Origin of the sequence: Janthinobacterium sp. 64 (assembly GCF_002813325.1) — a bacterium.
Classification (GTDB): Bacteria; Pseudomonadota; Gammaproteobacteria; order Burkholderiales; family Burkholderiaceae_D; genus Janthinobacterium.
Genome location: NZ_PHUG01000001.1, coordinates 5,459,964 through 5,479,486, shown reverse-complemented (window position 1 = coordinate 5,479,486; position 19,523 = coordinate 5,459,964). Strand labels below are relative to the sequence as shown.

Here is a 19,523-nt window from a genome sequence, read left to right as displayed (position 1 = left end):
CATGAAAAAAATGAGCTATGTCGTGCTCTGCGCCGGCCTGATGCTGGGAGCCTCAGGCGCCCAGGCGCAGCTGCGCGTGGAGATTACGGGGATCGGCAGCAACCAGATTCCGGTGGCTGTCGCCAGCTTCGTCAATGAATCGGCGGCGCCGCAATCGCTGTCGGGCATTATCAAGGCCGACCTGGCGCGCAGCGGCGTGTTCAAGCTGATCGACGCCGATGCGCCCGTATCGGAAACGGCGCCCGTCAGCTACGAGCAGTGGAAGTCGCGCGGCGCCGACGCGCTGGCGGCCGGCAGCGTGCAAAGCATGGCCGATGGCCGCCTGGACGTGCGCTACAAGCTGTTCGACACCATCAAGGGCGCGCAGATTTCCAGCATGAACAATGCGGCCGCGCCGCAGTTCAACCGCTTGCTGGCGCACAAGATCGCCGATGACATCTATGAGAAACTGACGGGCGTCAAAGGCGCGTTCGCCACGCGCATCGCCTACGTCACGCAATCGGGCCGCGAATACCGGCTGGAAATCGCCGACGCCGATGGCGAAGGCATCCAGGTTGCCCTGCGCTCGAACGAGCCGATCATTTCGCCGTCGTGGTCGCCGGATGGCACCAAGGTCGCGTATGTATCGTTTGAAAAGAAAAAACCGATCGTCTACGTGCAAAACCTGGTGACGCGCCAGCGCACCATCGTGTCGAATGAAAAAGGCAGCAATTCGGCGCCCAGCTGGAGCCCGGACGGCGCACGCCTGGCCGTGGCCCTGTCGCGCGACGGCCATACCCAGGTCTATACCGTCAATGCCGACGGCAGCGGCTTGCGCCGCGTCAGCAACAGCAGCGGCATCGATACGGAACCGCAATTCTCGGCCGATGGCCAAAGCATTTACTTCACCAGCGATCGCAGCGGCGGACCACAGATCTACCGCATGTCGAGCAGCGGTGGCGAAGCCAAGCGCGTGACGTTTGGCGGCTCCTACAACATCAGCCCGCGGATTTCGTCCGACGGGAAGACTCTCGCTTATATTTCCCGTCGCGACGGCAATTTCCAGCTCTACGCGCTCGACCTGGCTAGTGGCCAGGAACTGCGCCTGTCGGACACCGCCAACGACGAATCACCGAGCTTTTCGCCCAACGGGAAATATATCATGTACGCGACCGAATCCGGACGACGCAAGTCGCTGGCAGTGGTATCGGTGGATGGCCGCGTCAAACAGCGTTTGACTACGCAAGCTGGCAATATCAAGGAGCCCACCTGGGGTCCTTTCATGAAGTAAATGCTGTACAGTTTCACCTTTAACCATGACCCGGAGAATAAAAATGAGTAACTTTAAAAGTTTGGCTTTCATCGCCGCTACCGCAGCCCTGCTGTCCGCCTGCAGCACCCCAGTCAAAGTAGCAGAGACCCCAGTGGTTGAGCGCGCTCCTGAAAAAGTCGTCGCTCCAGTTGACACCCGTCAAGTTCAGCCAGTGACGACCGCATCGGTCGACCCACTGGACGATCCAAAAGGCGTGCTGGCTAACCGCAGCATCTACTTCGACTTCGACAAATACGTCGTGCGCGAAGCAGACACCGCAGTTGTGCAAAACCACGCTGGCTACCTGGTGAAAACGCCTAGCCGCAAGATCCTGATCCAAGGTAACACCGATGAACGCGGTGGCGCTGAGTACAACCTGGCCCTGGGCCAGAAACGTGCTGAAGCCGTGCGCAAGTCGATGGCAGCTCTGGGCGTACCAGAAGGCCAGATGGAAGCCGTGTCGCTGGGCAAAGAAAAGCCTAAAGCACAAGGCAGCAACGAAGCAGCATGGGCAGAAAACCGCCGCGCTGACATCGTTTATTGATGTTGACGGGTGAGCGCGGCAGCATTGACGCTTACCTAACTGGCCAGTCATAGGCATAATAATGGGGCGCAGCGCGGTGATTCACCGCCCGGCGCCCCGTTTGCATGTTTGCGTAACCTTAGAAAGCCCGACCCATGATGACATTCTCGAAAGCCGGCGTCGCCGCCGCCTTGATGGCCGCGTTTGCCTACCTGCCCCTGCACGCCAATGCCGCCCTGTTCGATGACGACGAAGCACGCAAGGCCATCATCGAGCTGCGCGCCAAGGTGGACGCCATGGCGCGCGACCTGAACAGCCGCGTTGACACCAAGGCGGACAAGACCAGCACCTTGAGCCTGATCAACCAGCACGACCAGACCATGCAAGAGATCGCCCGCCTGCGCGGCCAGATCGAAGTGCTGGGCAACGACCTGACGAATGTACAAAAGCGCCAGAAGGATTTCTACACCGACATCGACGCGCGCCTGCGCAAGCTCGAGCCGCGCCAGGTCACCATCGATGGCCAGGAAGCGGCCGTGGGCGTGTCCGAGCAAAGCGCGTACGAGTCCGCGTTCGGCCTGTTCAAGTCGGGCGACTACAAGGGCGCCGTCACGGCCCTGGACGCCTTTGTGAAACGCTATCCGGAATCGGCCTACGCGGCCAACGCGCAATACTGGCTGGGCAACGCCTATTACGCCCAGCGCGACTGCAAGAGCGCCATCACGGCCCAGCAGGCAGTGCTGAAACACTACCCGGACAGCCCGAAAGCGCCCGACGCCATGCTCAACATCGCCAGCTGCTACACGGAGCTGAAAGACAAGCCGAACGCGACCAAGACGCTGAACGCGCTGATCTCGCGCTACCCGGACTCCAGCGCGGCCCAGGCGGCCAAGGAACGGGGCGGTAAAAAGTAAAAGCGGGGAAAAAGTTGCCCGTTAGGTTTGACAGAATCCCGGGCACCCCCTATAATCTTCCTTCTTCGGGTCGTTAGCTCAGCTGGTAGAGCAGCGGACTTTTAATCCGTTGGTCGCAGGTTCGAATCCCGCACGGCCTACCACGAATACGCAGTACTGATCTGCTTGCGAGTTGTACCAGCAAGCATTTTTTTACGGCACAGTGTTACCGAAGTTGTTGTAAAAAGTTTTTGGGTCGTTAGCTCAGCTGGTAGAGCAGCGGACTTTTAATCCGTTGGTCGCAGGTTCGAATCCCGCACGGCCTACCAAATACGTCAGAGAAGCCAACCGTTCGCGGTTGGCTTTTTTGTTTTCTAGACCCGCCGCGCCCGCAGCCACTCCTTCAACGCATCATTCATGCGCGTCTGCCAGCCATCGCCGGTGGCCTTGAAAGCATCGATGATCTCCGCGTCGAAGCGTATGGTCGTGCTGACTTTGCCACCACTACCAGCAGGCCTGCCGCGACGACGCGCCATTTCTTGCTGCGCCTCGGGACGGGAAACGGGCTTCTCGCCCACTTGCCAGACGCCTTGCTCAAAAAAACCGTCCGTCAATTCAGGCGCATCGTCGGGATCAACCCAGGCCTTGCTTGTATTTGTTGATTTCGCGTTCATTTGCCTTCCTCATGCTGATGATTCTGCGCGCCAGGCCACGCGGCGTCCAGACCAATGCAATCAGACGCTCGTCGAGCCAGCCTGCAGTGATGAAGCGGGGTTCACCGTAGTCCTGGCGCTGGTCCGGCAGCGTAATGGTGAGCCCGTCAAACACTTCGTGCGCACGCGCAAAGTCGAGACCACGCTCCCTGAGCGTCTTTTCACGCTTGGCAGCATCAAAAGTGATCCTCATTATTTATTGTAGTAACAAATAATAGAAACAGCCAGCCCTATTTCACGGGCAAGGGCGCCAATGGGACAGCTACATCGCCGTCCTTAGCGCGACACCAGCGCTGGCCGCCCGGCCAGATGCGCCACCACGCCACCCATCACCCGCCCCAGCGGCACCTCCACCCAGCGGTAAAACGCGGCGCCGGCCGCCAGGCTGGCGCCCCAGGCCGTCAACATGCCCAGCGCCTGCCACTCCGGCTCGAGCGGTACATACGTGATAAACAAGGCATTCACCAGCAGGCTGACGGGGAAATGCACGAGGAAGACTGCATACGAGATGCGGCCCAGAGTGTTGACGATGTTCCAGGCACCGCCGTGCGATGGCGTACGGGCGCGGCCGAACAGGATCAGGGCGCAGGCGACGACCAGGGCCAGGGCGATGCGGCTGCGATAGTCGACGGCCAGGGCCAGCAGGACGGGCGCCGCCATCATGGCCATGAGCACGACCATGGCGCCCGGTTTGCGGGCCGGGTCGCTGGCCCACCAGGCCATGAGTCCCAGGCCATAGCTGCCGAAGAAATATGGCGCCCAATTGTCCCAGTCCGCGTCGAGATTGAAATACAGCAAGGAAAAAGTGATGCCCACGGTGATGGCCAGCGGCATCAACCAGTGTCCGCGCCGCTGGCCCGCCACGCGGCCGCCCAGCGACAGCAGCGATACCGTCAGCAGGTACAGCTGGAAATCGATGGCCACGTACCAGGCGCCGGCCGACAGCGATTCATAGCCCAGCACGCCGTGCAGCAGCAAGGCATGGGCACTCAGCTGGCCCAGGGTGACGGCGGCCGACATGGAGTCGTGCAGCATCCAGATGCCGGCCACTGGGGTAATCACTGCGGCGAGCACGGTGGCGACCAGGAAAGGCGGCGCCAGCTTGGCATAGCGGCGCCAGATCGCTTGCAGCGGGGAAGCAATGCCGGGACGGCCGGCGGGCGAGAGGGATTTGGCGACCAGAAAGCCGCCGATGACGAGAAACACTTGCACGGCGATGCGCGCGCTGCCGCCCAGCCAGCCCAGCAACTCGGGCCACAGGGGCTGCACGTAATCGGACATGGGCCCGTAAAACGCCAGGTGGTGCAATACGATCAACTGCGCCGCGCCCGCCTTCAAACCATTGATCCAGCCAAACTGCGGACGACTTGCCAGGTCCGCCTGTACTACCACTGCTGCTGCCGTCATTCCCTATCCTTGCCGTGCCAGGTAGTGTCGCCAGCCCATCGCGCAACAGGCGCGCGGCCGAGGATTTACCGAAAGGCCGACATGATAGCCGAGCCTGGCAAATGGCGGGGCACGGCAGGCGGCTAAACTCGCTGCCCGTCCGCGTCCGGCGATGCGGGCGCCAATGGCTGCTGCGCCAGGATGGCATCGAGCAGGCCGGGGAAACGGCTCTCGATATCGGCGCGGCGCAGGGTGTTCATGTGCGTCGTGCCCGCGTTTTCCGTGTAGACCAGGCCCGCTTCGCGCAAGACCTTGAAATGGTGGGAAACGGTCGACTTCGGCCGCCCGCCGTCGAGGTCGCCACAAGCGGCCGCGTCGACTCGGGCCAGGTGGCGCACGATGTCGAGGCGGATGGAATCGCTCAAGGCGTACAGCACTCTTTCGAGCACGAATTCGCTGGCGGGAGGATGTTTGTGTGGGCGCATGAGCAGAATCATACAGCATGCGCTATACTAATTCCATTCTTCGAATATTTACGAACTACCGAATCAGTACTTCCCACCATTTCTACCAACACACACAAAGGCCACCATGTCCGCCCTCTTCCAGCCCTACACCCTCAAAAACGTCACCCTGCGCAACCGCATCGCCGTGCCGCCCATGTGCCAGTACATGGCCGTCGATGGCGTCGCCAACGACTGGCATCTGTCGCATTATGCGGGCATGGCCCGTGGCGGCGCGGGACTGGTGATCGTCGAAGCGACGGCCGTGGCGCCCGAAGGCCGCATCACGCCCGGCTGCACGGGTATCTGGAACGATGACCTGGCGCAAGCGTTCGTGCCCGTCGTCAAAGCCATCAAGGCGGCCGGCTCCGTGCCCGGCATCCAGATCGCCCACGCGGGCCGCAAGGCCAGCGCCAACCGCCCATGGGAAGGCGACGACCATATTGCTGAAGGCGACGCGCGCGGCTGGCAAACCATCGCGCCGTCCGCCATCGCCTTTGGCGGCGGCCTGCCGAAAGTGCCGCGCGCCATGGACCTCGACGATATCGCCCGCGTGCAACAGAACTTCGTCGACGCCGCCGTGCGCGCCCGCGAAGTGGGCTTCGAATGGCTGGAACTGCACTTCGCCCACGGCTACCTGGCGCAAAGCTTTTTCTCGGCCCACTCGAACCAGCGCGATGATATCTATGGCGGCAGCCTGGAAAACCGCAGCCGCTTCCTGCTGGAAACCTTGAAGGCCGTGCGTGAAGTATGGCCCGAGCACCTGCCGCTGACGATCCGCTTTGGCGTGCTGGAATTCGACGGCCGCGATGAGCAAACCCTGCTCGAATCGATCGGCCTCGTGCGCCAGTTCAAGGATGCTGGCATGGATATGCTCAGCGTCAGCATGGGTTTTACCATTCCCGACGTGTCGATTCCATGGGGCCCGGCCTTCATGGGGCCGATCGCCGAGCGCGTGCGCACGGAGGCGGGTGTGCCCGTCTCGTCCGCCTGGGGCTTCGGCACGCCAGCCATTGCCGAGCGCGTCGTCAAGGACGAGCAGCTCGACGTGGTGATGGTCGGCAAGGCGCACCTGGCCAATCCGCACTGGGCATACTTTGCCGCCAAGGAACTCGGCGTGGAACGCGCCTCGTGGACCCTGCCAGCGCCGTACGCGCACTGGCTCGAACGCTACTGATCGTCCTTGACCGCTGCCGGATGCCCCTCCAGGGGCAGTTCCGGCAGGAACAGCAGGAAGACCAGTCCCACCAGCAGCAGCACGGCGCCGGCGCCAAACACGCTGGCGATCGCATGACGGTAGACCTCCACCGTCTGCGTCGCCGCCTGCGCGCCCAGCGCCGAGACGGCTTCCACGCCGTGCTTGTGCAATTGATGCGCGAGGATGGCGCCGGACGCCGTCACGCCCAGCAAGCCGCCCAGCGAGCGGAAAAAGGCCAGCATGGCCGTGCCCACGCCGCGGCGCGCCAGGGGCAAGGCATTTTGCACGGCAATCGTCATGTTCGGCATCACCAGTCCCAGCCCCGTGCCGAGCAGGAAGATGGCCGGCTCGATGACCCAGTAACCGCGCGACGTTTCCATGCCCCAGGCCAGTACGGCAAACGCCAGCAGCGCCACGGCCAATCCCGCCACCTGCACCATTTTGTACTTGCCCGAGCGCGACAGCACGCGGCCGTTGAAGATCGACGACGCCACCAGCCCCACCATCATCGGCACCGTCATCACGCCGGACTGCGCGGGACTCGTGCCCATCACCAACTGGAAGAACAGGGGAAAGAAGACGCTGGCGCCCATCAGGCCCATGAAGGTCACGGCCATCACCAGGCTGGCGATATTGAAGGTGCGGTTCTCGAACAGGTCGGGCGGCAGCACGGGTTCATCGACCCTGCCCACGTGGAAGGCCAGCCAGATGCCCAGCAGCACGGCGACACCGCCGCACACCTTGATGGCCAGCGCATCCCACGGCCACTCGGTGCCGCCCAGCGCCAGCACCAGCAGGGCCGCCGTGATGGCGCCCGTCAGCAATGCCGATCCCAGATAATCGATCTGGTGCGCATGCGTGCGCACGGGCTTGCGCATGGCGCGCGCGATGATGACAAAGGCAGCCGCGCCGATGGGCAGGTTGACATAGAAAATCCAGTGCCACGACCAGGCATCCGTGATGACGCCGCCCAGCACGGGCCCCAGCACGCTGGTGACGGCATACACGATGGGCACCATGCCTTGCCGCTTGCCCCGTTCGGCCGGCGGCACGATGTCGCCGATGATGATTTGCGCCAGCGGCATGAAGCCGCCCGCACCGAGGCCCTGGATGGCGCGGAAGATGATCAGCTCCGTCATGTTCTGCGCCAACCCGCACAGCACGGAACCAAGCAGAAAGGTCAGCAAGGCCGTAAAGATCATGGGGCGGCGGCCGTACTGGTCGGCCAGCTTGCCGTACAGCGGCATGGTGGCCGTCGAGGCCAGCACGTACGCCGTCACCACCCACGACAGATGCGCCATGCCGCCCAGGTCGTCGACGATGCGCGGCAAGGCCGTGGCAACGATGCTCTGGTCCAGCGCACCGAGGCCCAGCACGGCCATCAGGCCCAGGTAGATGGCGCGCACTTCGCGCTCGGTGACGGGTTTGGCCGCGCTTTTTTCTGCGCCTGTGGCGTGATCGGGGCCGCTCATGCTTGTCCGATCTCAAGCAGCGGCTGCATGGCCGCTTCCAGTGCATCGATCTGCTGCGGCGTCAGACGGGCAATGCGCTGCGCCAGCGCATCGCGGCGGCGCGCACGCAGGGCCTCAAGCATGGCCAGGCCTTGCGCGGACACGTGCAGGCCCGAACGCCGGCGGTCCTGCGGATCGGGCGCGCCGCGCTCGACCAGCCCCGCCTCTTCGAGCGACTTGACCTGGGCGCTGACGGTGGGACCGCGCACATTCTGCAGGCGCGCGAGCGCGGCCACGCCGATGCCGGGATGCTCGTGGATCAGGGCCAGCAGCATGGTCTGCATCATCGACACGCCGCCTTCCAGCTCGCCCCCTTCGCGCTGCATGGAGCGCAGCAGGCGCTTGAAGGCCGTGCGCAATTCATCGGACAGCGCCAGCGCGCGTTCGGGGATGGGAAGGTCTTCGGTCGTGGACATTGGAATATATAAGTAGGTAGGCTATCTACCTATATTAGTGCACCCCCGAGCGCTGCGCAAGGTTTTTTCCATCCCCGCCCTTCCCAAAACCGCCGTTGGCCGTCATAATAGCCGCCCTTGGGTCGTTAGCTCAGCTGGTAGAGCAGCGGACTTTTAATCCGTTGGTCGCAGGTTCGAATCCCGCACGGCCTACCAAGATTCAGTCGTCATCATGCAAGCATGCTGATACGACACAGCGTTACCGCAGTTCAGTTGTAAAAGTTTTTGGGTCGTTAGCTCAGCTGGTAGAGCAGCGGACTTTTAATCCGTTGGTCGCAGGTTCGAATCCCGCACGGCCTACCAAATACTTCAGAGAAGCCAACCGTTCGCGGTTGGCTTTTTTGTTTTGCCGCCCTGATTTCCACAATCCTGTCTCGCATCACTGCCACTCAGCGACGCGGCAGCAAGCTTGCACCGAGCGCGTCGGCCAGGCCACTATCGCTTTCCGCAGTGACACGATCAAATAAAAACCTATTCATTTCAATGACTTGGACGACGTAATAATTCGGTTATGTCAAAACACTGGTTACTGCCAAGGCTGGGGAGCAGAATGGGGCAGAGATAAACAGGCTGGCACATGTATGAAGGCCGGCTTGATTTGCCCGCTGATTCACACAACTTGGAAATTTGATCATGTACAAAAAAATTACTCTCATCACAACTCTTGCAGCCTTGTCCGCTTGCAGTGGTGCACCCAGTGACACGGAAATTCGCGAGGCTCTGGCCAGGGAACTGACCTTGCAAAAGCCCGACTTCATACAGGCCGACGTTCCCGCGATCGTTGCCAAGTTCAAGGTGATCAGCTGTAGCAAGGCCGAACCATCGGGCTACAACTGCGATGTCGAAAACGGCGAAGGACGTGTCATCAACACGCGCATGGTCAAAACAGACAAAGGCTGGACCGCCCTGCAGAAATAAGTACTTGAAAGCAATATTTCTTGCTAAATACGCTGGCATCCATTATCAGATACTCCACTATGCATAAGATCAACATGCGCTTGACCAAGACTGAAAGTGGCTCGACAGTACTCGGCAAATAGGCACCGGGACGCGGCACCAGGAGTGATCGAGCAATATTCGATGGGATCTTGGATGCCCCCCTCAAAGCAAGCACTCACACCAGCTTATACGAGGCACACCATCATGTTCCATGCACCAGAAACACCAGACCCAGGCGATACGCCAGAAACTCGGCACCAGAAACAGTTGAGATGGCTGGGCAACCGCAATCATGTACAGCAGATGAATGCTATTAATGCGGGACTGGGCGGAGATCCGATACGCCCGGGGGAAATGAAATACGTGTTTTTTCTTCTGGCTAAGATTATCTCCGGCATATTCATGGCGGGGGGAATTGTTTTAGTGCTGCTGCACACTATGTTCGGCAACGCCCACGGCAAACAGCTCGAACATCATCGAATCGCTGACTGGATAGGACAACAAATCAGCGCAGACTATCAACTGAGTCCGGCCAGCACTTACATGAGTCAGGCCCAGCTTGCCTCCTTGATGCCAGCAAGCGAATTAGCAGTTGCGTCCACCATGGAAGATCCGGCCATAAAAGATCACAACGGCGCCGGCTTCAACCGTATCAACGCTTCCGCCTACGCCTGCCGCATTAGCCCATCTTGCATGGCATCGCTGGATCAACAATCGCCGATGGCAACGCAATGGGCAATTAGCAGGAGCAAGGCATTCCTCTTGCAATACTTGTTTTACAACAAAAAAAACACAACGGCGTTGCGCGACATCTGTCTGTCTCCATTGAAAGGCGGCCGTACGCTTGCCGATCTGGCGCGGGCGGAAAAAAATTGCACATCTTTGCGAAAAATGGTGGTCAAGAAATACCACGACGAAGCGCAACCGATCCTCGACCTCCTGGCCGACTCAACCTGGATCAGCGTGCTTGCACCACTACAGTAAGCAGGCAATCACCTGCCATGATCAACCGACCCGGAACAATATGAACGACGACGATTCCCGCCACATTCCACATTACCTCCATGGCGCCAGCCCGCAAGAGCAAGCCGGTGCGGGCATCAACGCTCACGATCATCCATTTGGTGCTGCAGCCAAGCTGGAAATGGATCGCCGGGCAAGGGGAGTGGATATCTACACAGGCCTGCCCTTGCAAGACAACAGCAGAAAAACACCTACATTCGTACAAGATAGCGTTGCTGGCGCAAGCAAGCGCAGCGCATGGGGAACGTTGTACAAAGTCATCCTTGTCATATTTCTCTGCATGGTTGGATACAAGTGCATCGAATTTTTAATTGTCTACGCTGACATTATCATCAACAAGCGTCCCATCAGATCGTCATAGACCCGAAGCTCCTGCGTTCTGCCGACGCAATGGCTGGCAGCGATGGCGCGGTTTGTTCTATGATGCTGGCATTCCAGCATCATCTCCCTGCCCCATGCCCTTTACCATTGCCACTCCCGTCCACAGCGAACTGATCATCAAGAAAAGCCGTTTCATCGGTTGCGTGCAGCCGATGACGGACCGCGCCAGCGCGCAGCAAGTGGTCAATGACTTGAAGGCGCAGCATCCGGGCGCCTGCCATGTGTGCTGGGCCTTGCTGGCGGGTGGGCAATCGGCGGCCGTCGATGATGGCGAACCGAGCGGCACGGCCGGGCGGCCCATGCTCGACGTGCTGCGCCACCAGGACCTGGAAGGCGTGCTGGCGACCGTCGTGCGTTACTTTGGCGGGATCAAGCTGGGTGCCGGCGGCCTGGTGCGCGCCTACACGGACAGCGTGGCGCAAGCGCTATTACAGGCCGAAAAGACGGCCATCGTGCGCCAGCGTACCCTGCGCTGCACGGTGCCATATGCGATGGAAGGCATGCTGCGCCGCGAACTCGACGGCGCCGGCGCCACCTTGCTGAACGTGGAACACGGCGACGCCGTGCTGTTCGACTTCAGCCTGCCTGAAACGGCGGCCACCGCCCTGCTCGCTCACCTGCATGAGGCGGGCAATGGGCGGATAGCCTGGCTGAAAGTGGAAGCGGAAGAGGAAGAATAAAACTTACAAGTCGCGCGGGCGTTTGATCTGCAACAGGATGAAATGCGTCCACGCCAGCGCCGGCAACACCAGCAGCAACAGCATCAGTCCGGCAGGCATGTCCGGCACGAAACGCACGAAGCAGCCGAGGAAACCGGCGATGGCCAGCCAGAAGCGCCAGTTGAACGCATAGGCCTTGCGCGCCACCGTCGCCAGCGCGATGCGCCAGAATTCCAGCAAGGCCCACACGCCGCCCGTCAGCAGCAGCGCGGCCAGCGCACTGGCGCCCGGGGCGTCGGCCCAGGTGCGCACCAGGTTGTAGAGCAGCACCGGATAGCCAGCCGCGACGGCCAGGGTGGCCGGGCCGGCGGCGATGACAGCTTCAAACAGCTGCCCTTTGGAACGATGATCCACTAAACCGTACTCCTCAAGCCACGACGCCGGAATGGGCGGCGGTCACTTGCAGCGCGCCGGCCGCATCCTGCGTCCAGACGCGCGTAAAACGGAAGTCGCCATGCGTTTCCACGTCGTGATAGCTGCCCGTCAGTTGCATGCGCACGGAAACGACGGCCACGTGGCCGTTGACGCGCACATGGCGCTCGGAGGCGCGCAAGTCCGTGATGGTCAGCAGGCGCTGCTCGTGCGCTGCCAGGTCCGCATGCTTGCTCAGCAAGTGCCCCAGGTGATTGGTAAACAACAAGTCATCGGCCAGCAACTGATTCAGTACAGCCACATCGGAGGCCATCATGGCCAGGCGCAAGCGTTCTTCCGCATCGAGTACCTGCACTTCCGTTAAAGCATTCATCTTTTTCCTTGAAATAATTGGCACGACATTAATAAATAGGCAAAACATGCTGGCATGAAATTGGATTTTTCACAATCCGCCGGAAGACTTATGCCTGTGGAGCATATTTATATAGCGTAATATTCGCAGCGGTATGGCGCAAAACGCCACCATAGTACTGTACAGTACTTGCCCTTCCGCCCCGGGCTGGGGCAGCTGTCAGTTGTAGTACAGTTTTATGTGCTGCGTGCAGTCTCGAATAAAACCAAGATAAGGCCCCTTCATGGCAATTAACATCATCCTGAACCTGCTCGTAGCGTTGCTCGTCTTCGCCTTCATGTTCCACCAGCAACGCAAACACGCGACGTTTACCGTGCGCGTCTTCACGGGCCTGGGCCTGGGCGTGCTGCTCGGCGCGGCCGTGCAGTGGCTGTATGGCGCCGGCTCGCCCATCATCGCCGGCACCAATGAATACATCGACATCGTCGGCAGCGGCTACGTCAAACTGCTGCAGATGATCATCATGCCGCTGATCATGGTGTCCATCATTTCCGCCATCCTGAAACTCAAGGACGCGAGTTCGCTGGGCAAGATCAGCGCGCTGACCATCGGCACCCTGCTCATCACCACGACCATCGCCGCCGCGCTGGGTATTTTGATGGCCAAGCTGTTCGGCTTGACGGCCGTGGGACTGACGTCGAGCGCGGCCGAAGTGGCGCGCGGCGTACAGCTGCAAGGCTCGCTGGAAACGGCAAAAGCCCTGTCACTGCCGAAACTGCTGGTCAGCTTCGTGCCGACCAATCCCTTTCTCGACATGACGGGCGCGCGCAAGACGTCGACCATCGCCGTGGTGGTGTTTTCCATCTTCATCGGTATTTCGGCCACGGGCATCGCCGCGAAAAAGCCGGAAATCTTCGCCTCGTTCGAGAACTTCATGAAAGTGGCGCACGCCATCGTCATGCGCATGGTCACGCTGGTGCTGCGCCTGACGCCGTACGGCGTGTTCGCACTGATGTTTGAAGTGGTCGCCTCGTCGAGCTACACGGACATTTTGAAACTGATCAACTTCGTCGTCGCCTCGTACAGCGCGCTGATACTGATGTTCCTCGTGCATCTGGCCATCATCGCCGGCGTGGGCCTGAACCCGCTGCGCTTCGTGAAAAAAGTCTTCCCCGTGCTGGCCTTCGCGTTCACGTCGCGCACGAGCGCCGGTTCGATCCCGATGAGCGTGCAGACGCAAACCCAGCGTCTGGGCACGCCGGAAGGCATCGCCAACTTCGCCGCCTCGTTCGGTTCGACCATCGGCCAGAACGGCTGCGCCGGCATCTATCCGGCCATGCTGGCCGTGATGATCGCCCCGACCGTCGGCGTCGATCCCTTCACGATCAGCTTCCTGCTGCCCTTGCTGGCCATCATCACCATCGGTTCCGTCGGCGTGGCCGGCGTGGGCGGCGGCGCCACGTTTGCCGCGCTGATCGTGCTGTCGGCGATGGACTTGCCCGTCGCGCTGGCCGGCTTGCTGATCTCCGTCGAACCGCTGATCGACATGGGCCGCACGGCCCTCAACGTGAGCGGCTCGATCACGGCCGGCACCGTCACCAGCCGGGTCATGGGGCAAACCGACCTGGCCGTCTACAACAGCGACGACGCGCCCGACCTGGATGAGGCGGAACACACAGCCTAAGAACGTATCCACCGGCGCGCCGCGCCTTGCCGCTTTCCTCTATATTGATCAACAATAAATACAGAGGAAGGCGCAAGGCGATGGAACAGAAATGGCCGCAGCAAATCTGGATCGTGCGTCACGGCCAAAGTGCCGGCAACGTGGCGCGCGATGCCGCCGAAGCGGAAAAGCAATTGTTGATCGCCATCGCCGAGCGCGATGTCGATGTCCCCCTCTCCGAGCTGGGCGCGCGCCAGGCGCAAGCCCTCGGCGACTGGTTCGCCACCCTCCCCCATGAACAACGACCGACCGTCGTGCTGTATTCGCCGTACGTGCGGGCGCAGCAAACGGCGCAAGCCGTGCTGGCGCGCCTCGATGCGGACAGCCTCGCCTCCGTGGTGGCCGACGAGCGCCTGCGCGAAAAGGAATTCGGCATCCTCGACCGCCTGACCGTGCACGGCATCGCCAGCAAATACCCGGAATTGCACGAGCAGCGCCAGCACGTGGGCAAGTTTTATTTCCGCCCGCCGGGCGGCGAAAGCTGGTGCGACGTCATCCTGCGCCTGCGCAGCGTGCTCGACACCATCACCCGCGAATACCGGGGAGAACGGGTGCTGATCGTCGGCCACCAGGTCATCGTCAATTGCTTCCGCTACCTGCTGGAACGCTGCGACGAACACGCCATCCTGGCCATCGACAAGGCGGCCGACGTGCCCAACTGCGGCGTCACTTCGTACGCCTTCAATCCCGCCCTGGGCAGGCACGGCAAGCTGCAGCTGGACCTGTGCAACTTCGTCGCGCCGCTGGAAGCGGCCGGCACACAAGTCACGGCCCAGCCCGACATGCCGGCCGCGCCAAAATCCTGATCCTTCGGAGGCATACATGGACGCCATCGACATCACTTCTTCCCTGCTGCGCTCCTGGCCCCTGCCCATGCCCCGGGCCGATGGCGACAAGGAAGTGCGCGGCCATTTGCTGATCGTCGCTGGCTCCGAGGAAATGCCGGGCGCCATCGTGCTGGCGGCCACGGCCGCCCTGCGCGCGGGCGCGGGCAAGCTGACCCTGGCGACGGGCGCCTCGGTGGCGGCGCAAGTGGCCATCGCCATGCCCGAGGCGCGGGTCATCGGCCTGGACGAAACGGCGCTGGGCGGCTTCCGGCACGAGGCGCAACACCAGCTGGCGCCGCTGGCCGGCAAGGTCGATGCCGTACTTGTCGGGCCAGGCATGTGCGACACGGCCGCCAGTTGCGAACTGATGCGCCATCTGCTGCCCCTGTTTGCGGACAGCCGGCTGATCCTGGACGCCTGCGCCATGCAGGTCGTGCGCCAGCCCGCGCACTTCCGCTTCGAGCAGCCCGTGCTGCTGACGCCGCATGCGGGTGAACTGGCCCAGCTGATGGGCATGTCGAAAGACGCCGTGCTGGCCGACCCGCATGCCTGCGCCACGGACGCGGCGCGGCGCTGGAACACCATCGTCGCGCTGAAAGGCGCGCTGACCGTCCTCGCCATGCCCGATGGCACCAGCTGGACACATGCGGGCGGCAATATCGGCCTGGCCATTTCCGGTTCCGGCGACACCCTGGCCGGCATCATCACAGGCCTGGCCGCGCGCGGCGCGCCGCTGGAACAGGCTTGCGCCTGGGGCATCGCCCTGCATGCGCTGGCGGGCGAACAGCTGGCCTTACGCTTCGGCATCCTCGGCTACCTGGCACGCGAAATCCCGGCCGAGTTACCTGCGCTGCTGCGCAATCTTGCACCCTGATCTTGCGCCCTGATCTTGCACCCTGAGTTGGCGCCCTGAGCGGCGCGGCATGAAAACAACAGCCATAAGCATATCCATAAAGAATCGTTCGCCTAGGCAACAACCTCCCTTAAGCTCCATCCATTGTTTTCAGATGAACAAGCTTAAAAGGATACCGCCGTGCACCTGCGCCACTCATACGCCCCCCATTCCCTTCCCGCCACGCCGCTGCGCGCCATCGTGCTGGCCTGCGCCATGCTGGGCACCGCGCCCGCCTGGGCACAGGACGCGCAAGCTACCACCGGCAGCGCCAATGAAACGGCCGGCGCCAGCATCGACCAGGTCACCGTCGTCGGCTCGCGCGCGCGCAACCGCACCGTATTCGACAGCAGCGTGCCCATCGACCGTTTCGGCGCGCGCGAAGTGAGCAATGCACTGGCGACGGGCGACGTGGGCGCGGGCCTGCAAAACCTGTCGCCGTCGATCAACTTCCCCCGCATCGAGTCGAGCGGCGCGTCGGACTCCGTGCGCGGCATCCAGTTGCGGGGCCTGGCGCCCGACCAGGTGCTGGTGCTGATCAACGGCAAGCGCCGCCACACGAGCGCCGTGCTCGACACGGAAAGCAGCTTCGCCGGCACCGTGCCGGTCGACATCAATGCCATTCCCCCCAACGCCATCGACCACATCGAAATCCTGCGCGACGGCGCTGGCGCCCAGTACGGCAGCGACGCCGTGGCGGGCGTGATCAACATCGTGCTGAAAAAAGCCCGCACGGGCGGCGCCGCCTCCGTCAGCTATGGCGCCAACCACACGCATTTCGAGCCGACCGATCACACCCTGACGGATGGCCAGACCGTCATCGTCAACGCCGACTATGGCGTACCGCTGGGCGAGGCGGGATTCTTCCGCTTCGGCGCGGAAACGCGGCGCCGCTCGCCCACGGAACGGGCCGGCCCCAGCGACGCTGGCTGGACGTCCTACAACTTCACGCCGGCCGACCAGGCGCTCGACGGCAAGGTGGTGTTCAAGTCGGGCGACTCGCGCCAGCGCAACAACTATTTGTTCTACAACACCCAGCTCACCCTGGCCAACGGCCTGGACCTGTACTCGTTTGCCACCTTGAACGAACGCAAATCGGACGGCAGCGCCTACTTCCGCTATCCTGGCGACCCGTCGAACGTACCGGCCCTGTATCCGAACGGCTACCGCCCCGTCACCAATGGCGACAAGCGCGACCTCAGCATCGTGGCCGGCGTGCGCGGCAGCTTGGGCGAATGGAACTGGGACGCCAGCGCGCGCCACGGCAGCGACCGCTTTGACTACGGCGTGAGCCACTCCCTCAACGCCTCGCTGGGCGCTGCCAGCCCCACGCGTTTCAAGCTGGCCGGTTTCGACTTCCGCCAGAACGCCTTGAACCTCGATGCCACGCGCAGCATCGACATCGGCTTGCCCGCCCCTTTGAGCCTGGCTGTGGGCGCCGAATGGATGCGCGAAACCTACACCAGCTCGGCCGGCGACCCTGCCTCGTACGCGGCCGGCAGCTTCACGGATGCGCCACCGGGCGCGCAGGCGGGACCGGGCTTGCGCCCGTCCGACGCCTACGACGGCAGCCGGCAAATCCGCTCCGTGTACGCGGACGTGGAAAGCGACCTCACGCCCCGCCTGCTGGTGGGCGCCGCCGCCCGCTATTCTGATTACAGCGATTTCGGCAGCGCCAGCACGGGCAAGCTGTCCACGCGCTATAAAGTAACGGACAATTTCCTCGTGCGCGGCTCGCTGTCGAACAGCTTCCGCGCGCCGGCCCTCGTGCAGACGGGTTTCCGCTTTGCCACGCTGAACTTCAACGCCGATGGCACGGCCTTGCAAACGGCGGCCTTGCTGCCGGCCAGCGACCCGCTGGCGCGCAGCTTCGGCGCGCAACAGCTGAAACCGGAAAAATCGACCAACGTGTCCCTTGGCCTGGCCTGGAAACCGGCCGCGGCCACCAGCGTGACGGTGGACGCCTACGTGATCCGCATCCGCGACCGCATCACGCGCTCAAGCGACTTGCAAAGCGACGCCGTCACGGCCTATCTGGCCGTGAATGGCCGCAGCGACATCCAGTCCGTGGCCTACCTGGCCAACCTGCTCGACACACGCACAAAGGGCCTGGACGTGGTGCTGAACCACGACCTGGCGTTCACGTCAGGCAAACTGAACCTGAACGCGGCGCTAAACCTGAACAAGACCAGCCTCGACAAGGTACGCCAGAGTTCCGCTGCATTGAGCGCCATCGATCCAAGTCTGACCCTGCTGACGGAGACGAGTTTGTTCCGCATCAAACATGCGTCCCCCAACAGCAAATTGATACTCGGCGCCGACTGGCAGGCGGCTGGCTGGGGCGTGCAGGCGCGCGCCACGCGCTTCGGCGAGCTGAAAGATTTCTCGTACGACAGCGATGCGCCCCTGATCGATGGCATCCCCGCGCAACGTTTTGGCGCCGTCTGGTCGCTGGACCTGGAAGGTCAATTGAAACTCAGCAAGCAGCTAACCTTGAGCGTGGGCGGCAACAACATCCTCGACCGCTATCCGCAGCGCGTGCGTGAAACGAATAACGCCACGTATGGCGGCGCCCTGCCCTACAATTTCATCAACCCCATCGGCGTCAATGGCGCGTATTTTTACGCCAAGCTGAACTACACCTTCTAAGGCCACGGAAAGAACCCATGATCACCAAGAAAATATCCCACCTCGTCGCCGGCGCCTGCCTGAGCGCCCTCATGCTGTCCGCTGCGCATGCGGCATCTCCGCTGGTGCTGATGACGGACTTCGGCACGGCCGATGGCGCCGTGTCGGCCATGCATGGCGTGGCCTATGGCGTCGATCCCAAGCTCACCATCTCGGACCTGACGCACCAGATTCCCGACTACGACATCTGGCTGGGCGCCTACCGTTTGTACCAGACGGCCAATTACTGGCCGCAAGGCACGGTGTTCGTGTCCGTCATCGACCCGGGCGTGGGGACCAATCGCAAGTCGGTGGTGCTGAAAACCAAGGGTGGCCGCTACTTCGTGGGGCCGGACAATGGCTTGTTCACCCTGATCGCCGAACGCGACGGCGTGGCCGAACTGCGCGAAATCGATGAAAAGGTCAACCGCCTGGCCGGCTCCGCCGAGTCGTACACCTTCCATGGCCGCGACGTGTACGCGTATGTCGGTGCGCGCCTGGCGTCCGGCGCCATCAGCTATGAACAGGTGGGCCCGCAATTGCCGAGCGAATCCGTGGTCAAGATTGCGTATCAAAAGCCTGTGCGCGACGGCAATACCATCCGCGGCATCGTGCCCGTGCTGGACGTGAAATATGGCAATGTCTGGACGAACATTCCGAAATCGCTGCTCGACGAATTGCAGGTAAAACTGCATGATCCGCTGCAAGTGCGCATCTTGCACAAGGGCAAACAAGTGGCCAAGGTCACGGCGCCGTTCGAGCACACGTTTGGCGGCGTGGCCAAGGGCAAGCCCCTGGTCTACCTGAACAGCCTGCTCGACGTGGCGGTGGCCATCAGCCAGGGCGATTTTGCCGCCAAGCATCACATTGAGTCAGGCGTGGATTGGGAAGTGGAAGTGAGCAAGGTCCCTGCCGCCAAATAAGCTCTCGCCAGCGGCCGGGACGTCCTGTCCTGGCCCTGCCCGTTCACGTGGCGCGTTTGCGCCATGTCAAAACGGATTGCCTCTTTCCTCGCCGATGGCCGCTGATTTGTAAATCCGGTGAACCTGCGCGCGCCTGCCTACTCTAATTTTTGCAAGCGATGCCAGCCTTGCTACGACAGCCTGCCCGCATCATGGCAGGTCGCCTGGCAAGGTACGATCACCCTCGACAGCT

21 protein-coding genes and 4 tRNA genes are annotated in these 19,523 nt (G+C 62.1%); 17 read left to right on the top strand and 8 right to left on the bottom strand.

What is annotated here, in order from left to right; genetic code table 11:
• Position 1 precedes the first annotated feature (1 nt).
• The 5 genes from tolB to CLU91_RS24110 all read left to right on the top strand — a co-directional run bounded on the left by tolB (position 2) and on the right by CLU91_RS24110 (position 3,036).
• The gene (gene tolB / locus CLU91_RS24130) at positions 2–1,270 is read left to right on the top strand and encodes a Tol-Pal system beta propeller repeat protein TolB (RefSeq protein ID WP_442906612.1); all 1,269 of its coding nucleotides are present in this window, start codon (positions 2–4) and stop codon (positions 1,268–1,270) included.
• Positions 1,271–1,313: 43 nt separating this feature from the next.
• Positions 1,314–1,835 (top strand): peptidoglycan-associated lipoprotein Pal, encoded by a 522-nt coding sequence (gene pal / locus CLU91_RS24125; protein WP_096234468.1) that lies wholly within the window; start codon positions 1,314–1,316, stop codon positions 1,833–1,835.
• Between the two features lie 134 nt (positions 1,836–1,969).
• Positions 1,970–2,728, top strand: a complete 759-nt coding sequence (gene ybgF / locus CLU91_RS24120) for a tol-pal system protein YbgF (protein WP_100876137.1) — start codon at positions 1,970–1,972, stop codon at positions 2,726–2,728.
• Positions 2,729–2,795: 67 nt separating this feature from the next.
• Positions 2,796–2,871: transfer RNA gene (locus tag CLU91_RS24115), tRNA-Lys, on the top strand.
• An 89-nt stretch (positions 2,872–2,960) separates the two neighbouring features.
• A tRNA-Lys gene (locus tag CLU91_RS24110) sits at positions 2,961–3,036 on the top strand.
• A 45-nt stretch (positions 3,037–3,081) separates the two neighbouring features.
• Here CLU91_RS24110 and CLU91_RS24105 read toward each other — a convergent pair.
• The 4 genes from CLU91_RS24105 to CLU91_RS24090 all read right to left on the bottom strand — a co-directional run bounded on the left by CLU91_RS24105 (position 3,082) and on the right by CLU91_RS24090 (position 5,291).
• Positions 3,082–3,381, bottom strand: coding sequence for a BrnA antitoxin family protein (locus tag CLU91_RS24105; protein WP_100876136.1), 300 nt, complete (start codon positions 3,379–3,381; stop codon positions 3,082–3,084).
• Positions 3,341–3,613: a BrnT family toxin gene (locus tag CLU91_RS24100; protein ID WP_100876135.1), complete on the bottom strand. Its 273-nt coding sequence runs from the start codon at positions 3,611–3,613 to the stop codon at positions 3,341–3,343. The genes CLU91_RS24105 and CLU91_RS24100 overlap by 41 nt, the downstream gene beginning before the upstream one ends.
• An 83-nt stretch (positions 3,614–3,696) precedes the next feature.
• On the bottom strand, positions 3,697–4,827 hold the full coding sequence (locus CLU91_RS24095) for an acyltransferase family protein (protein ID WP_100876134.1): 1,131 nt from the start codon (positions 4,825–4,827) through the stop codon (positions 3,697–3,699).
• 122 nt (positions 4,828–4,949) lie between these two features.
• Positions 4,950–5,291: an ArsR/SmtB family transcription factor gene (locus tag CLU91_RS24090; RefSeq protein ID WP_100876903.1), complete on the bottom strand. Its 342-nt coding sequence runs from the start codon at positions 5,289–5,291 to the stop codon at positions 4,950–4,952.
• Positions 5,292–5,397: 106 nt separating this feature from the next.
• On the opposite strand from CLU91_RS24090, the gene CLU91_RS24085 reads away from it, so the two are divergent.
• Complete coding sequence (locus tag CLU91_RS24085; RefSeq protein WP_100876133.1) at positions 5,398–6,486, top strand: NADH:flavin oxidoreductase/NADH oxidase; 1,089 nt, start codon at positions 5,398–5,400, stop codon at positions 6,484–6,486.
• Here CLU91_RS24085 and CLU91_RS24080 read toward each other — a convergent pair.
• Together CLU91_RS24080 and CLU91_RS24075 are read right to left on the bottom strand one after the other, a co-directional pair.
• A complete protein-coding gene (locus tag CLU91_RS24080; RefSeq protein ID WP_232730862.1) occupies positions 6,480–7,979 on the bottom strand; it encodes an MDR family MFS transporter in 1,500 nt (499 codons plus the stop codon). The two genes, CLU91_RS24085 and CLU91_RS24080, sit on opposite strands and share 7 nt — an antisense overlap.
• The gene (locus tag CLU91_RS24075) at positions 7,976–8,434 is read right to left on the bottom strand and encodes a MarR family winged helix-turn-helix transcriptional regulator (RefSeq protein WP_100876132.1); all 459 of its coding nucleotides are present in this window, start codon (positions 8,432–8,434) and stop codon (positions 7,976–7,978) included. Before CLU91_RS24075 ends, CLU91_RS24080 begins: the two co-directional genes overlap by 4 nt.
• Before the next feature lie 119 nt (positions 8,435–8,553).
• Here CLU91_RS24075 and CLU91_RS24070 point away from each other — a divergent pair.
• The 6 genes from CLU91_RS24070 to CLU91_RS24045 all read left to right on the top strand — a co-directional run bounded on the left by CLU91_RS24070 (position 8,554) and on the right by CLU91_RS24045 (position 11,496).
• Positions 8,554–8,629, top strand: a tRNA-Lys gene (locus CLU91_RS24070).
• A 71-nt stretch (positions 8,630–8,700) separates the two neighbouring features.
• A tRNA-Lys gene (locus tag CLU91_RS24065) sits at positions 8,701–8,776 on the top strand.
• A 330-nt stretch (positions 8,777–9,106) separates the two neighbouring features.
• Entirely contained in the window at positions 9,107–9,391 is a 285-nt protein-coding gene (locus tag CLU91_RS28010; RefSeq protein WP_157814793.1) for a hypothetical protein, read from the top strand.
• Between the two features lie 225 nt (positions 9,392–9,616).
• Positions 9,617–10,396, top strand: coding sequence for a hypothetical protein (locus CLU91_RS24055; protein WP_157814792.1), 780 nt, complete (start codon positions 9,617–9,619; stop codon positions 10,394–10,396).
• 40 nt (positions 10,397–10,436) lie between these two features.
• Positions 10,437–10,796: a hypothetical protein gene (locus CLU91_RS24050; protein WP_100876129.1), complete on the top strand. Its 360-nt coding sequence runs from the start codon at positions 10,437–10,439 to the stop codon at positions 10,794–10,796.
• A 94-nt stretch (positions 10,797–10,890) separates the two neighbouring features.
• Positions 10,891–11,496 (top strand): IMPACT family protein, encoded by a 606-nt coding sequence (locus CLU91_RS24045; protein ID WP_100876128.1) that lies wholly within the window; start codon positions 10,891–10,893, stop codon positions 11,494–11,496.
• A gap of 3 nt (positions 11,497–11,499) precedes the next feature.
• Here CLU91_RS24045 and CLU91_RS24040 read toward each other — a convergent pair whose 3' ends face one another.
• Entirely contained in the window at positions 11,500–11,889 is a 390-nt protein-coding gene (locus CLU91_RS24040) for a hypothetical protein (RefSeq protein WP_100876127.1), read from the bottom strand.
• Between the two features lie 13 nt (positions 11,890–11,902).
• On the bottom strand, positions 11,903–12,280 hold the full coding sequence (locus CLU91_RS24035) for a nuclear transport factor 2 family protein (protein WP_100876126.1): 378 nt from the start codon (positions 12,278–12,280) through the stop codon (positions 11,903–11,905).
• A gap of 262 nt (positions 12,281–12,542) precedes the next feature.
• Here CLU91_RS24035 and CLU91_RS24030 point away from each other — a divergent pair, with 262 nt between their 5' ends.
• The 5 genes from CLU91_RS24030 (at position 12,543) to CLU91_RS24010 (ending at position 19,291) form a co-directional block, all read left to right on the top strand.
• Positions 12,543–13,943: an L-cystine transporter gene (locus CLU91_RS24030; RefSeq protein ID WP_099392921.1), complete on the top strand. Its 1,401-nt coding sequence runs from the start codon at positions 12,543–12,545 to the stop codon at positions 13,941–13,943.
• A gap of 80 nt (positions 13,944–14,023) precedes the next feature.
• On the top strand, positions 14,024–14,788 hold the full coding sequence (locus tag CLU91_RS24025; protein ID WP_100876125.1) for a histidine phosphatase family protein: 765 nt from the start codon (positions 14,024–14,026) through the stop codon (positions 14,786–14,788).
• Between the two features lie 16 nt (positions 14,789–14,804).
• A complete protein-coding gene (locus CLU91_RS24020) occupies positions 14,805–15,683 on the top strand; it encodes an NAD(P)H-hydrate dehydratase (protein ID WP_100876124.1) in 879 nt (292 codons plus the stop codon).
• A gap of 159 nt (positions 15,684–15,842) precedes the next feature.
• A complete protein-coding gene (locus CLU91_RS24015; protein ID WP_232730861.1) occupies positions 15,843–18,350 on the top strand; it encodes a TonB-dependent receptor plug domain-containing protein in 2,508 nt (835 codons plus the stop codon).
• A 17-nt stretch (positions 18,351–18,367) separates the two neighbouring features.
• A complete protein-coding gene (locus tag CLU91_RS24010) occupies positions 18,368–19,291 on the top strand; it encodes an SAM hydrolase/SAM-dependent halogenase family protein (RefSeq protein ID WP_100876123.1) in 924 nt (307 codons plus the stop codon).
• Positions 19,292–19,523: the final 232 nt, after the last annotated feature.